The organism is Pseudomonas oryzagri (assembly GCF_020831405.1).
GTDB lineage: Bacteria > Pseudomonadota > Gammaproteobacteria > Pseudomonadales > Pseudomonadaceae > Geopseudomonas > Geopseudomonas oryzagri.
In genome coordinates, this window is sequence record NZ_JAJHPU010000043.1 from 403761 (window position 1) to 418634 (window position 14874).

Consider the following 14874-nt stretch of genomic DNA (forward strand, 5'->3'; position numbering starts at 1 on the left):
CCATTTCACGCCGGTGGCCCATTCCCTGAGCCGCCCGCCGGCCCCGCCGGACCGGCTTCGCGTGCAGCGTCACGGCGCTGCGCTCACTTCAGGTTAGGCAGACGTGCCTCGCTCTTCACTTCGGTCAGTGCCACGGACTCGCTCGGCGCCACTATGTTGTGGGTGCGCAGCAGGTTGCCCATGGTGGCTATCACCCGGTACATGGAGAACTCTTCGGTGTAGCGCACCTCGGTGTAGCGGCGGTTGGCGGTGAACAGTTCGTTCTCGCTGTCCAGGAGGTCGAGCAGGGTGCGCTGGCCGAGCGAGAACTGCTGCTGGTAGCCCTCGCGAACCCGGCTGCTGTAGTCCGCGTAGTCGCGGGCTCGCGGCGTTTGCAGGCGGGCGTTCTCCATGGCATTCCACGACAGCATCAGGTTCTCGTTGAGCAACCGCAGCGCATTGTTGCGGATGTCCATCGACTCGTTGATCCGGTGGGCGTTGGCCTGCAGCAGCGCCTTGTCACGGGTGCCGTTGAACAGGTTGTAGTTCATCAGCACACCGGCATACCAGGTGTTGTGGTGGCCTTCGTCCCCCTCGATATCGTTGTCGGCGGTGCTCGACAGTTCGACATCGAAGCGCGGATAGAACCTCGACTTGGAAGCCTCGTACTGCTTCTCGGCGGCTTGCACGTCGGCCTGGGCCGACTTGAGCAGCGGGCTGTTGTCCATCAGGGTGTCGCGGGCGCTGGCGATGCTGTCGGGCATCTGGCTGCGCAGCGAGGCGGGGGTTTCCAGCTGGTCGGGCATGCGGCCGACCGTGCTGAAGAAGTTCGCCTCGGCATCGGCCAGGTTCACCTGCTCGGTGTAGAGGTTGTTCTCGGCCAGGGCCAGACGGGCGTCCGACTGGTTGCCGTCGGCGGCGCTACCGACGCCGCGCTCGGTGCGCAGGCCGATCTGGTCGTGGATGCGCCGGTGGGCCTGCAGGTTGTTTTCGGCCAGGGCGACCATCTCGCGCCGCTTGAGCACCTCCAGGTAGACCTCGACGGTGCGCAGCGCCAGGCTCTCCGCCGCGCCCAGCAGACGATAGGCCCGCGAGTTCACCACCGCTTCGCTGCGCGCCACTTCGTTGGGGGTGAGAAAACCGTCGAACACCATCTGCCGCAGGCGCAGCTCGGAGGTGCCGGCGTTCAGGGTTTCCTTGTTGTGATCGCCGACGAAACGGGTGCTCGGGCTGTCGGTCTGCTCGCGCCCATAGCTGGCCAGCACGTCCACGGTGGGCAGGTAGCCTCCCTTGGCGATCTTCAATTCTTCGTCGGCCGACAGGCGGCTGTTGGTGGCGGAATGGATTTCAGGATGGTTGTCGATCGTGCTCTGAATCGCTTCCGAAAGGCTCATGGCCGAAGCCTGATTGAAGCCCGCAGTCAGCAGAAGCCCGACCCAAAGGGGAGGTAAACGCATGGGTATCTCCTTTTCCACATTCCATTCTTGCGGGTGGTTCAGGCGCCAAAAAACTGGCGAATCCTGCATCCTTGGTACGTCCCGGTTCTAAAAACATGTAAGAACATTCAGATGGAAATGCTCAGAAGAGTTCTTCATAAAACCTATGCCGAAACGGTCTTATGTCTTCCTGTGAATCCTGACCATTTTTTAGAGAGGAAAAATCCGTGCATTGGGACGTGGTCGGCGGATTTTTGGGAGAGAGTAGATCGGGCGGAAGGAACGAATTAAGGAAAACCCAGCCAGGGCGCCGGTCATTGTGGATTCATGGTCACTGGAATGACGACTTTCCGTCATTTGTCTGCGGTGAGTGGCCCGATCAACCGCAAGCATCCGCATCGTTTCACCATGGACTGGCTGGCTTCCGATAGCTCCTCTGCCTGACTCGGCGATGCACGCTGGCTGCCCCTGGCGGCCACTGGAGGATGAGTCATGGCTAGGTTGATCGGAGTCGTCAAGACGGTTGTCGGCGAGGTGTATGCGATAGCGCCTGACGGCAGCAAGCGCCTGCTCGAGCAGGGCGATCGCGTCTATGCCGGCGAACAGCTGCTCACCGGCGCCGATGGGGCCGTCGCCATTCGTCTGGTCAATGGCGAGGAACTGACGGTCGGCCGCGACAGCACGCTGGCGCTGGACGACCAGCTCCTGGCGGGCGAGGACGCGCGGGTGAGGATCGAGCCCGCCTCCCACGACGAGGCTCCGGGCACCTTGCAGGTGACCGAGGTCGATCAGGCACAGCAGGCCATCGCCGCCGGCATCGACCCGACCACCGGGTTGCCGGCCACCGCCGCAGGTCCGGGCGGAGGAGGGGCTGGCGGCGCCGGGAGTGGCGGTGGTGGTCTTACCTTCGTGCTGCTCGGCGAAACGGGCGGCCGCGTGGACCCGACTATCGGCTATCCGACCGGACCGATCTCGTCCTCGGTGGAGGCGCCCCGGGAGTTTCTCATCGATCTCGATGACCAGCCCGATCCCCGGCCGTCGATCAAGATCGAGTATTTCACCGACGCCAGTGGCCAGTTCCTGGCGGAGCGTGGCCTGGTGGACGAAACCGCACTGCCGGGCGGCAGCAACGCGCAGAGCAACGGCGAGGTCGCTTTCGGTCGTCTGGTGATCAACTCGCCGGACGGCATCCAGGCCATCCAGGTCCTCGATGTCAATGGCAACTGGGTCGACGTGACCCAAGGTGGCACCGTGGAGGGGCCGTTGGGCACGTTGGTCGTGACAGCCGACGGCCTGTGGATCTTCACTCTCAGGCAACCCAGCCTCGACCACAGCGATCCGAATGCCTCGGGTACGGCCGATCAGGTGGAGCGTACCTTCCAGGTCCGGGTGATCGATGGCGACGGCGACGTCGCAGGGCCGGTCTCGCTGGTGATCAACATTGCCGACGATGCGCCGCAGGCGTTCAACGACAGCGTGACCACGCCCGAAGACACGCCGGTCACCGTCAACGTGCTCGGCAACGACATCGCGGGCGCCGACGGCGGTGCCACGCTGGTTTCCGCCGTGGTGACCGGCGGCAGCGGCACGGTCAGCTTCACCGCGGACGGTTCGCTGACCTTCACGCCCGCCCCGGGCTTCGAGGGGCTGGCCTCCATTCGCTACGTCATGCGCGATGGCGACGGCGATACCTCCCAGGCAGTGCTCACCGTGGGCGTGGGTGTGGATTCCATTCCGGACCTGGGCATCACCTATGGTCCGGGCGGGGGAGTGGTCGACGAAGCTGCGCTGGACTCGGGAGGCAGCAATCCCTCCAGCACGGCAGAGCAGACCTCGGGCTCCCTGATCGTGGACACCAGGGGCGACTCGCTTGGCAGCGTGACCATCGGCAGCGTCATCATCGGCGGCGTCGACGTGACCAACGGCGGCACGGTCGCCGGACAGTACGGCGTGCTGACGGTGACCAAGGTCTCCGAGGGGGAGTACAGCTGGACCTACACCCTGGACGGCAACAGTCCCGACCATACCGGAGCCGGCCTGACCGGCAGCGCAGACCAGGTATTCGACGTCTTCACCGTGCAGGCCACCGACAACGAGGGGGATCCGGCGGGGCCCCAATCGCTGACCATCGCCATCAACGACGATGGGCCCGCGGCGGTCGCCGACCTCAACAGCCTGACCGAGGACACTCCGGTCGCGACCGGCAATGTGCTGGCCAACGATGTGGGTGGTGCCGACAGCGGTCCGGTGGTCACCACGGCCGGTACCTTCGCCGGCAACTACGGCCAGCTGACCCTGGGCGCCGACGGGGTCTACTCCTACGCCCTGGCTTCCGGCAATCCGCTGGTGCAGGGCTTGGACGAGGGCGAGAGCCTGACCGAGACCTTCGCCTACACCCTGAGCGATGCGGACGGTGACACCAGCAGCGCCACCCTGACCATCACCATCACCGGCAGCAACGACGGGCCGGGCGTGACAGTGGACCCCGGCAACGGCGGCGCCAACGACGTGGTGTTCGAGTCCGGCCTGCCGACCGGTTCGAATGCCGCGGCGGGCAGCGAATTCGCCGGCGGCACCTTCACCCTGACGGACGCCGACGGGCTGGGCGATCTGCAGAGCGTGACCATCAACGGCACCACCGTGGCCATCGCCAGTCTGGCCGGCTCCAGCTTCGCCGGCAGCAACGGCACCCTGACCATCACCAACTACGATGCGGCCAGCGGAGTGGCCAGCTACACCTACCAGCTCACCAGCCCGACCACCGACGGTGCGGGCGTGGAGGTCGACGAGTTCACCCTGAGCGTGTCGGACGGCACGGCCTCGTCGAGTCCGGCGCTGATCACCATCGAGATCACCGACGACCTGCCGACGGCGGTGGACGACAACAACAGCCTGAGCGAAGACGCCAGCAGCGTCGGCGGCAACGTGCTGGACAACGACATTGCCGGCGCCGATGTCGCCCCGGCCGTCACCACGCCCGGCAGCTATGCCGGCACCTACGGTCAGCTGGTGTTGAGTGCCAACGGCAGCTACACCTACACGCTGTACACCGACCCCGCCACTCAGGCGGTCATTCAGGGGCTGAGCGAAGGCGAAACGCTGAGCGAATCCTTCGGCTACACCATGCAGGATGCCGACGGCGATCAGGACAGCGCGACCCTGACGCTCACCATCCAGGGCGCCGAAGATGGCGTGGTCATCACCGGCCTGAACCAGCAGGGTGGCGAAGCGCTGGTGGACGAGGACGACCTGCCCAGCGGCACCGACCAGACTCCCGAGTCGCTGAGCGACAGCGGCACCTTCGGCATCAGCGCACCGGACGGCATCGCCACCATCAGCGTCGGCGGGACGACCTTCACCTTCGCCCAGCTGGCCAACTCCGGCACCGGCAACCTGGTGATCGACAGCCCGGCCGGCGTGCTGGTGATCAATGGCTACAGCGGCACGGCCACCGACGGCACGGTGTCCTACACCTACACACTGCAGGCGCCGGTGAGCAACGCCACCGGCTCCGATCTGGCCAACGAAAGCTTCGCTGTGGTGGTCACCGACACCGACGGCACCTCGGCCTCCGCCTCCCTGGATATCGCCATCGTCGACGACCTGCCGGTCGCGGCGAACGACAGCAACAGCCTGAGCGAAGACGCCAGCAGCGTCTCCGGCAACGTGCTGACCAACGACATCGCCGGCGCCGACGGCGGCGCGGTGGTGACCAATCCCGGCAGCTATGCCGGCACCTATGGGCAACTGGTGTTGAATGCCAACGGCAGCTACACCTACACGCTCTACACCACCCCGGCCACCCAGGCGCTCGTCCAGGGACTGAGCCAGGGCCAGTCGCTGAGCGAATCCTTCAACTACGGCATGCGCGACGCCGACAACGACCCGGGTTCCGCCACCCTGACCCTGACCATCCAGGGCGCCAACGACGTCGTGACCATCACCGGCCTGAACGTGACCGGCGGCGAGGTGCTGGTCGACGAGGACGACCTGCCCAACGGCACCGACCAGACTCCCGAGTCGCTGAGCGCCAGCGGCACCTTCGCCATCAGCGCGCCGGACGGCGTCGCCACCATCAGCGTCGGCGGGACGACCTTCACCTTCGCCCAGCTGGCCAACTCCGCCACCGGCAACCTGGTGATCGACAGCCCGGCCGGCGTGCTGGTGATCAACGGCTACAGTGGCACGGCCGCCGGCGGCACGGTGTCCTACACCTATACGCTGCAGGCGCCGGTCAGCCATGCGGCTGGCTCCGACCTGGCCACCGAAAGCTTCACCGTGGTGGTGACCGATGAGGATGGCTCCGCATCCACGGCCTTCCTCGACGTCAACATCGCCGACGACCTGCCGATCGCCAGCGCCAACACCAACAGCGTCGCCGAAGGCGGCGTGGTCGGCGGCAACGTCCTCACCGACGGGGTCGACGACGTGTTCGGCGCCGACGGCCCCACCGCCGGTGGCGGGGTGGTCGGCGTGAAGGCGGGCGGCAACACCGGCACGCCGGCGTCCGGCAATCTCGGCGTGGCGGTGGCGGGCACCTACGGCACCCTGATCCTCAATGCCGACGGCAGCTACACCTACGACGGCGCGCCGAACCAGGTGCCGCCGGCGGGGGCCACCGATGTGTTCACCTACACCATTCGCGATGCGGATGGCGACCTGAGCACCACGACGCTCACCATCAGTCTGACCGACAGCGGCCTGGTCGCCGTGGCCGACAACGATGACGTGCTGGTCTACGAGAAGGCGCTGGATACCACCGTCTCCGGCGCCGATCTCGCCGCCGGGACGGTGACCGGCAGTCTGGCCGGCGACCCGGGCGAAACGGACGCCAGCAACCAGCTCACCGCCACCGGCGGCGTGGGAGCCCTCACCTACAGCCTGGTGGGCAGTGCCACGGGGACCTACGGCACCATCCAGATCAACAGCGACGGCAGCTACATCTACACGCTGACCAAGCCCTACGACACCAGCCCGGATGCCGACAACGGCGCCAACGTCGAGCAGAACAAGGACAGCTTCACCTACAGGGTGACCGACGCCAACGGCAACACCGCGACGGCCACCATCGTGGTCGACATCGTCGACGATGTTCCGAGCGTATTCGCGCCGGTCCGCGCGCTGCTGGCCGACCAGAGCACCTCGACCCACACGGTGACGGTCGACCTGCGCTTCGCCGAGTCGGCCGGTGCCGACGGGGTGGGCAACGTGGTGTTCAATCTTGCCCAGGAAGGGCTGGCGGCCACCGACGTCAACGGCAAGCTGCTGCTGCTCGATGGAGAGCAGCTGTACCTCTTCTATGGCGATGACCGCACCGAACTGGTGGCCAGGACGGCGGATGGCGATCTCGGCTACACCATCGATATCGACCCGGCTGCCGACAGCTACACGCTGACCACTCACGGGATCATTTCCATCGCGGTGAAGGAGATCACCACCACCAACCTTTCCGGGGTCGGCGCCGGCAACGTCAACGTCAAGGGGTTGATCAATATCGGCGGCACCGAGGAGGACGTGCTGGTTTCTTCGACCACCGGCAGCATCAACAGCGATATCGACGACATCGGTATCGGCAGCCAGTGGATCAGCACCGCCGAGAATGTGCGTTTCGACTTCGTCAACAGCCTGGCCTTGGGCGGCTCGAACGGCACGGGGTTCGTCTACGGCAACCACAACCAGATATTCAGTTTCCGCCAGCGCATCTTCGTTCAGGGTGGGCCCAGCAGTCTGGCCAGTCTGGTGGTGACCGCGATCCTGGCCGATAACGACTACGTGTTCGGCAGTACCGACAGCGGCGAAACCCGGGTCGATCTCTCGACTTCGGACATCCAGGTGTTCAACGGCAGCGTGGATGTGACCAGCCAGGTAACGCTGGTGGACAACGGCGACTCCATCACCATCCAGGGCATGAAGGACGGCTGGAGCTTCCAGATCACCTCCGATGATCCTTTCAGCGCCGTGCAGGTCGCCGGGGCATCGGGGACGAGCGAGTTTTCCCTGAGCTTCTTCAGCTATAGCAGGGAGCTGCCCACGCAGCCGATCAGCCTCAGCCATGCGATCACCGCTACCGATGGCGACGGCGACAGCGTCTCCAGCACTATCGCGGCCACGCTGTATTCGGAGGGCGATAGCCAGGTGGGTAGCGATGCCGTCGATACCCTCACCGGCACCGGCGAGACCGATTACCTGTTCGGCAATGGCGGCGCGGACCAGCTGTATGGCCTGCTCGGCGACGACGTGCTGGCGGGCGGCGAGGGCAACGACCTGCTGGTGGGCGGGCTGGGCAACGATCTGCTGAGCGGCGGGGCCGGTGTCGATACCTTCAAATGGCAACCCGGCGACAGCGGAACGGACCGCATCGCCGACTTCAAGCCGGGCGAGGACGTCCTGGATCTTTCCGATCTGCTCACCGGGCTGTCGCCGGCTCCCGATGCGACCGAGCTGACCCACTACCTGAACTTCACCTTCGCCACCACGGGAACCACTATCGCGGTGGACGTGCAGGGCGACGGCAGCGCGGCCGAGCAGACCATCGTGCTGGAAGGCGTGGACCTTTCCAGTGGAGCCTATTACGGCAGCACCGACGCGGGACAGGTGATCGGCAAGATGCTCGACGACGGTTCCCTGAAGGTAGACACTGCCTGAGTTTGCCATTGCAGCCCCTGCCCGCCATTCTCTGAATGGCGGGCATTTTTATGGCCGAACGTTTATGACCGAACTACAGGAGGTAGCGATGGTTTACGTACAGAGAGGCCCGGAGGGCCAACTGCTGCGGGTCGAGCACCAGCCGTTCGAGGGGATGACCGAGCAACTGGCCATGGAAAGCGAGGAGTTGCAGACCTGGCTGACCCGTGAGGAAGTGCGCGACCGGCTGAGCCGGCTGAAGGACTCCGACCTGGAGCTGATCCGCGTGCTGGAGGACCTGGTCGGCGTGCTGGTCGAGCGCGGGGTTATCCGCTACACCGACCTGCCGCTGGCGGCGCAGCGCAAGCTGCAGGAGCGCGCCGAGGTGCGTGCCGGCCTGGGCGGTCTGAGTGGCCTGCTCGGCGACGAGGAAGACCATCACCTGATCTAGTGGCCTGCCGGGCTCGCCGGGTCGATTCCGGCGCCCGAGGCCCCGATCCGGCGTGCCGCTCCTCGCCATAGTCCTGCTATGACTCGTTGCGGCGCTGGGTCTCGGAACCTCGGTCGTCCGAACCTGAATCAATCCTGAATCAATCAACCGCACACCTCATTGGCCGGACCCCGGCGGCCGCCCCGCAGCGCCGGCTCAGCCCTGCGGCCAGGGCGCCGGGGCGCCGATCAGGCGACCCATCACGCCGTGGATGCCCAGTTCGCGCAGCGCCTGGGCCTCCCCCTCGTTTTCCACCATCTCGGCGATCAGCGGCAGATCGATGCTGTGCGTGGTACGGCGGATGGCCTCGATGAACACGCGCTTGTCGGCTTCCTTGTCCAGCCCGCGGATGTAGCTGCCGTCGATCTTCAGATAGGCCAGGCCCAGGTGGGTGAGGTTGCCGATCAGGCTGAAGCGGCCGCCGAAATGCTGCAGGGCGATGCGGAAGCCGGTTTCGCGAATCGACTGGCAGAGCGGCTGCAACTGCTCCGGCGGCGGCAGGCTGCGCTCGTCCAGCTCCAGGGTGAGCAGCTCGGCGGCCTGCGGATGTTCGCGCAGGGTGTGCAGGATCAGCGCCATGCTGACCTGGTCGTGCAGGGTGGCGCCGGCCAGGCTGAGGCCCAGCGGCTGGCGATGGCGGCGGACGTGGTCGAGGGCGTGCTCGAGCATCAACTGGTCGAGGCGCGCCGACCAGCCGAGGCGGGCGATCCACGGCAGGAACAGACCGGCCGGGATGGCCTTGCCCTGCGGATCGAGCAGGCGGGCGAGCACCTTGTGCTGGAGGATCGCCGAGCGGTCGGCGCTGCGCACCACCGGCTGGAAGTACAGCTGCAGCTTGCTCTGTTGCAGGGCCTCGTCCAGCCACTGGTGCCACTCGTGCTGGTCGCGGCCGCCGCCCGCCTCGTAGGCGTCGACGCGCTCCCACGGACGGTCGGGACGCTGTTCGGCCTGGGCCAGCGCCTGGTCGGCGCGGGTCAGCAGTTGCTGCTCGCTTTCCCCGGGCTGGAACAGGGTGAGGCCAAGCGTGGCCACCGGCACGCAATCGCTGGCGCCGGTATCGCGCAGGTTTTCGCACTCCTTGCTGAGCGCCGCCGCGAGGGCGTCGGCCTCGCCGGTGGACAGGCCGGGCGCGAGCAGGGCGAAGTCGCCGCCGCGCATGCGCGCTGCCAGCCAGTCGGAGTGGTCGTGCCGGGCCGCCTGGCGGCGCAGCAGCTCGGCGATGGTGCGGATCAATTCGTCGCTGCGCGCGGCGCCCAGGCGCTGATTGAGGCCGGCCAGGTCGTTGATGCGCAGCAGCAGCAGGTAGCCGGAGGCGTTCTGTTCGCCGGCGATGAGCTGGGCGTTCAGGCGGATGTCGAGCTGGCGGCGGTTGGCCAGGCCGGTGAGGCTGTCCTGGTAGGCCTCGCCGCGCAGCGTTTCGCTGCGCGCGGCCTCCTCGGCGAACAGGCTGCGCAGCTTGTCGGCCATCTGGTTCATCGCCAGCACCACCCGGCGCAGTTCCGGTGTGCGCGGAACCTGCGGCAGACTGAGGAATTCGCGGCGACTGATCGCCTCGGCCTGCCGCACCATGTTGTCCAGCGGGCGCAACTGCATACGCAGCAGCCAGCCGCCGAGCGCCGCGCTGAGCAGGCCGCAGAGCAGCAGCCAGGACAGGCTGCCCAGTGCGCTGTCCCACAGGCGGGCGAGGGCGAACTGCGGATGGCTGACCACCTCGACCCGCGCCGCCTGCTCCCAGCCGCGCATCACCAGCGCCTCGCCGCCTTCCGGATCGAGGTCGACCAGATGGGCGAACCAGCCGGGCACCGCGTCGCTGCCCGGCGTCATCTGCCGTTCGACCAGCACCTTGCCGTCCTCGACCTGCAGCACGCGGATGCTGGAAAAGTAGCCGCTGTCGAAGATCGAGCTGACCATCAGCTCGACCATCGCCGGGTCGTCGATGTGCGGGGTGAGCGACAGGCCCAGGGCCGTGGCGGCATCCTGGGCGTGCGAGCGCAGCTGGGCGATCATCTGCGTGCGCGAGGCTTCCAGGCCGGTGACGAAGCTGCCGGTGAAGGCCACCAGCAGGAACAGGCAGATGGCCAGGAACAGTTGTTTCAGCAGAGACATGGAGCCCTCCTAGCCCTCGGTCGGGGCGAAGCCTTCGGCGCGCATCTTCTTCAGCAGGTCCTGCCAGCGCGACAGCTTCTTGCTGTCGCCCGCGCGCCGTCCTCCGCCGGGGCCGGGCAGCCAGAGGCCTTCGGCGTTGAAGGCGTACACCGGCAGCAGGTCGCGGCGTTGCGAGGCGGGACGGATGTCGGCGGTCAGGTTGTCCAGCACCAGCGGGTCGCTGGTCGGTGTGGCGTACCAGGTCAGCACCATGTGCGCCTGGTTGATTCTCAGTGCCTTGACGTAGGTGATGCGCAGCTTCTCGCTGGCGATGCCGAGGCGGCGCAGGGTGAGGTACTTGGCGATGGCGTAGTCTTCGCAGTCGCCGGCGCCCTTGACCAGCGCCTCCACCGGCGTCGCCCAGTAGTCGACCTGCCGCCAGTTGCGCTCATCGTCGATGAACAGCAGGGAGCGGTTGAAGAAGGCGTTGACCTCGCGCAGCTGCTCCTGCTCGCTCATCGCGCCGCCCTGTTCGACCAGCGCGGCCCAGTCCTGCAGCCGTGCCTTGCCGCGGCCCAGGTCGCCATAGCGCTGCTCGGCCAGGCGGATGATTTGTGCGAAATCCCAGCGCGCCTGCACCTGCAGGCCCAGCAGCAGGGCGGCGAGCAGACAGAGGGCGACGACGAGCCGCCTGCCCATCCGTTGCGCCGGGGGAATCCCTTGCCGCTGCTCCATCGCCGTGCTCATGCCTGGCTGCATTGCCGTTGAGTCTAGGCGCAAACCCAAGGGCTTGCCGCCCGGCGCAAATCACTGACGGTAGAGAGTTTTCTGGCGAAGGATGTAGACGGTGACCAGCACCGCGCTGGTCAGCATGAAGAGGCGCGCGTAGAGCAGCGGCACCAGGTAGCAGGACAGCAGGATGCTCGGCCACATCAGGCCGATGGCCCAGACCTTGCCCTTGAGCGGGATGCCCTGGCCTTCGAGGTAGTCGCGCACCCAGGGGCCGAGGCGCGGATGGCCGACCAGCCACTGGTAGAGGCGCCGCGAACTGCGCAGGAAGCAGGCGGCGGCGAGAAGCAGGAAGGGCGTGGTCGGCAGCACCGGCAGGAAGATGCCGAGCACGCCGAGCGCCACGCTGAGGCAGCCGACCCCGACCAGCGCGATGCGCAGCCAGGGCTGGCGGACCTGTCGGGGTTCGCGTGGCGCCATAGGCGCAGGCTCAGTGCTGACGGGGCTTGAGCAGCGAGGGCTTCTCGTCGGGCGCCTGGCAGAGCAGGAACAGGGCGGTCAGGATCTCGGGAATCTGCTCGACCATGTCGTCGACCAGGTCGCGGTCGCGGGCGATGTCCTCGAACTCCGGCTGTTCGTCGAACAGGCCCGAACCGACCATGATCGGCAGCAGCAGCTCGCTGACTTCTTCCTCGGCGTCCTCGAACCACACGTTCTCGCGCAGGAACACGCCCTCCATGAAGCCGATGCACCAGCCGCGCAGGTCGGAATCGTCGGGGTCGGCGCCGAGGTCGTGGTCGCAGGGCAGCTCCATGTCCTCGTCGCTGGCCAGCTGGCGGCCGATGTGCGCCTTGAGCTGGATGAGGGTTCCCTCGATTTCCACCTTCTCGGCTTCGCTGCGGTAGTGCGGCGGCTCGGCGAACAGGGCGTCGATCCACTCGCGATCGGGAACCGGATCGGGACAGATGGCCAGCGCGGTCAGGTAGCCGTGGGCGGCCACATAGTCCAGAGCCTCCTCGTGCAGGTCATCGGCATCGAGAAAGGCTTGCAGGCGGGACAGTTGCTCGGCGAAGGACATCGGGACACTACCTTGGAAAGAATGCCGGGAAATTGTAGACGAGCAGCGGACCCGCTGCTAGGCAGAGGCACTGCATGAAGCCGACTTCCCGGCCTGCAGGAGCGAATTCATTGGCCACGGCGGGGTATTTCGGCGCATGGAGTCGCCCGGGCAGGGGATCGGCCAGGCTCGGAAGCCACCCATGCGTTTGTCCTGCGGCAAGGCGAGTGGCGCACGGCAGAGGGACGGGGCTCGCGTATAATCCCCCGCTTCATTCGGAGGCCCCATGCTCGATTCCGCCCTGCGCACCCTCAAAGACGTATTCGGTTACGACGCCTTCCGCGGCAATCAGGCGCGGATCATCCAGCGCGTGAGCGAGGGTGGCGATGCCCTGGTGCTGATGCCCACGGGCGGCGGCAAGTCGCTGTGCTATCAGGTGCCGGCGCTGCTGCGCGACGGCGTGGCCGTGGTGGTGTCGCCGCTGATCGCGCTGATGGACGACCAGGTCGCCACCCTCGACGAGCTGGGCGTGGCGGCGGTGGCGCTGAACTCGACGCAGACCCCGGACGAGCAGCGCGAGATCGCCGAGCGCCTGCGCCGCGGCGAGATCAAGCTGCTCTACCTCGCCCCCGAGCGCCTGGTGCAGCCGCGCATGCTGGCCTTCCTGCAGCGCCTGCCGATCGCCCTGTTCGCCATCGACGAGGCGCACTGCGTGTCGCAGTGGGGCCACGACTTCCGCCCCGAATACCTGCAGCTCGGCCAGCTCGCCGAGCTGTTCCCGCAGGTGCCGCGCATCGCCCTGACTGCCACCGCCGACAAGCGCACCCGCGAGGAGATCGTCCAGCGCCTGCACCTGGCCCAGGCCGAGCGTTTCCTCTCCAGCTTCGACCGGCCGAACATCTTCTACCGCATCGTGCCCAAGGATCAGCCGCGCAAGCAGCTGCAGGCCTTCCTCGCAGGCCGCAAGGGCGACGCCGGCATCGTCTACTGCATGTCGCGCAAGAAGGTGGAGGAGGTCGCCGCCTTCCTCGTCGAACAGGGCTACCCGGCGCTGCCGTATCACGCCGGGCTGTCCAGCGAGCTGCGCGCGTTCAACCAGAAGCGCTTCATCAACGAGGAAGGGCTGATCATGGTGGCGACCATCGCCTTCGGCATGGGCATCGACAAGCCCAACGTGCGCTTCGTCGCCCACCTCGACCTGCCCAAGTCGCTGGAAGCCTACTACCAGGAAACCGGCCGCGCCGGCCGCGACGGCCTGCCTTCGGAAGTGTGGATGGCCTACGGCCTGCAGGACGTGCTGTTCCTGCGCCAGATGCTGCAGAACTCCGAAGGCGACGAGCAGCACAAGCGCGTCGAGCGGCACAAGCTGGACGCCATGCTCGCGCTCTGCGAGGAGTCCCGCTGCCGCCGTCAGGCGCTCCTGGCCTACTTCGACGAGGACATGCCGCAGCCCTGCGGGCACTGCGACAACTGCGTGGACGGCGTGGAAACCTGGGACGCCACCGAGCCGGCGCGCCTGGCGCTGTCGGCCATCTACCGCAGCGGCCAGCGCTACGGCGTCGGCCACCTGGTCGACCTGCTGCTCGGCCGCGAGAACGACAAGATCCGCACCCTCGGCCACCAGCACCTGGCGGTGTTCGGCAAGGGCAAGGAACTGGCCGAGGCCGACTGGCGCACCCTGTTCCGCCAACTGGTGGCGCGCGGCCTGGCCGACGTCGACATCGACGGCTTCGGCGGCCTGCGCCTGACCGATAGCTGCCGGCCGCTGCTGCGCGGCGAGGTGTCCCTCGAACTGCGCCGCGACCTCAAGCCGCAGCGCGCGCAGCGCAGTTCGGGCGGGCCGAGCCAGGCCAGCCAGCTGGTGCGCGGCGACGAGCGGCCGCTGTGGGAGGCGCTGCGCACCCTGCGCCGCAAGCTGGCCGAGGAGCACAGCGTGCCGCCCTACGTCATCTTCCCCGACGCCACCCTGCTGGAGATGCTGCGCAGCCAGCCGCAGTCGCTGTCCGACATGGCCCGCGTCAGCGGCGTCGGCGCGCGCAAGCTGGAGCGCTACGGCCAGGCGTTCCTCGACGTGCTCACCGACAGCGCCGAGGCGCCGAGCACGCCGCCGGTGGTCACCGACCTGCGTCACGAGCTGGTCAGCCTGGCGCGCTCGGGCATGACCCCGACGCAGATCGCCCGCCAGCTCGATTGCACCGAGAAGAACGTCTACAGCCTGCTGGCCGAGGCCATCGGCCGCCAGCAGCTGAGCCTCGAGCAGGCCATCGACCTGCCCGAAGAGCTGTTCGGCGAAATCCAGGACGCCTTCCTCGACGGCGACGGCGAACTGCCGCCGGTGGCGGCGGTGGCCGAGCTGTTCGACGGCCGTGTGCCGCTCGGCGTGCTGCACTGCGTCAGGGCGGCGCTGGAGAGCGAGCTGGGCGCCTGACGCGCCGCGTCTTCCGCTACGGCGCTCGCCCGATCCGGCGGGCGCT

General features: G+C 67.3%; 8 protein-coding genes. 3 read left to right on the top strand and 5 right to left on the bottom strand.

Going from position 1 to position 14874, the window contains the following annotated elements:
• Nucleotides 1-83: 83 nt before the first annotated feature.
• On the bottom strand, nt 84-1373 hold the full coding sequence (locus LMJ29_RS18500) for a TolC family outer membrane protein (RefSeq protein ID WP_377655780.1): 1290 nt from the start codon (nt 1371-1373) through the stop codon (nt 84-86).
• Between the two features lie 534 nt (nt 1374-1907).
• On the opposite strand from LMJ29_RS18500, the gene LMJ29_RS18505 reads away from it, so the two are divergent.
• The gene (locus tag LMJ29_RS18505) at nt 1908-8060 is read left to right on the top strand and encodes a retention module-containing protein (protein WP_229606993.1); all 6153 of its coding nucleotides are present in this window, start codon (nt 1908-1910) and stop codon (nt 8058-8060) included.
• 88 nt (nt 8061-8148) lie between these two features.
• The gene (locus LMJ29_RS18510) at nt 8149-8490 is read left to right on the top strand and encodes a tryptophan synthase subunit beta (RefSeq protein WP_229606994.1); all 342 of its coding nucleotides are present in this window, start codon (nt 8149-8151) and stop codon (nt 8488-8490) included.
• A gap of 195 nt (nt 8491-8685) precedes the next feature.
• On the opposite strand, the gene lapD is transcribed toward LMJ29_RS18510, so the two are convergent.
• The 4 genes from lapD to LMJ29_RS18530 form a co-directional block, all read right to left on the bottom strand.
• Nucleotides 8686-10635 (bottom strand): cyclic di-GMP receptor LapD, encoded by a 1950-nt coding sequence (gene lapD, locus LMJ29_RS18515; protein ID WP_229606995.1) that lies wholly within the window; start codon nt 10633-10635, stop codon nt 8686-8688.
• Nucleotides 10636-10644: 9 nt separating this feature from the next.
• Complete coding sequence (lapG, locus tag LMJ29_RS18520) at nt 10645-11349, bottom strand: cysteine protease LapG (protein ID WP_377655867.1); 705 nt, start codon at nt 11347-11349, stop codon at nt 10645-10647.
• Nucleotides 11350-11421: 72 nt separating this feature from the next.
• Nucleotides 11422-11823: a YbaN family protein gene (locus tag LMJ29_RS18525; protein ID WP_229606996.1), complete on the bottom strand. Its 402-nt coding sequence runs from the start codon at nt 11821-11823 to the stop codon at nt 11422-11424.
• A gap of 10 nt (nt 11824-11833) precedes the next feature.
• Nucleotides 11834-12421 (bottom strand): UPF0149 family protein, encoded by a 588-nt coding sequence (locus tag LMJ29_RS18530; RefSeq protein WP_229606997.1) that lies wholly within the window; start codon nt 12419-12421, stop codon nt 11834-11836.
• Between the two features lie 265 nt (nt 12422-12686).
• Between LMJ29_RS18530 and recQ the strand changes: the two genes are divergently transcribed.
• Nucleotides 12687-14828, top strand: coding sequence for a DNA helicase RecQ (gene recQ / locus LMJ29_RS18535; protein WP_229606998.1), 2142 nt, complete (start codon nt 12687-12689; stop codon nt 14826-14828).
• The last annotated feature ends 46 nt before the right edge of the window (nt 14829-14874 follow it).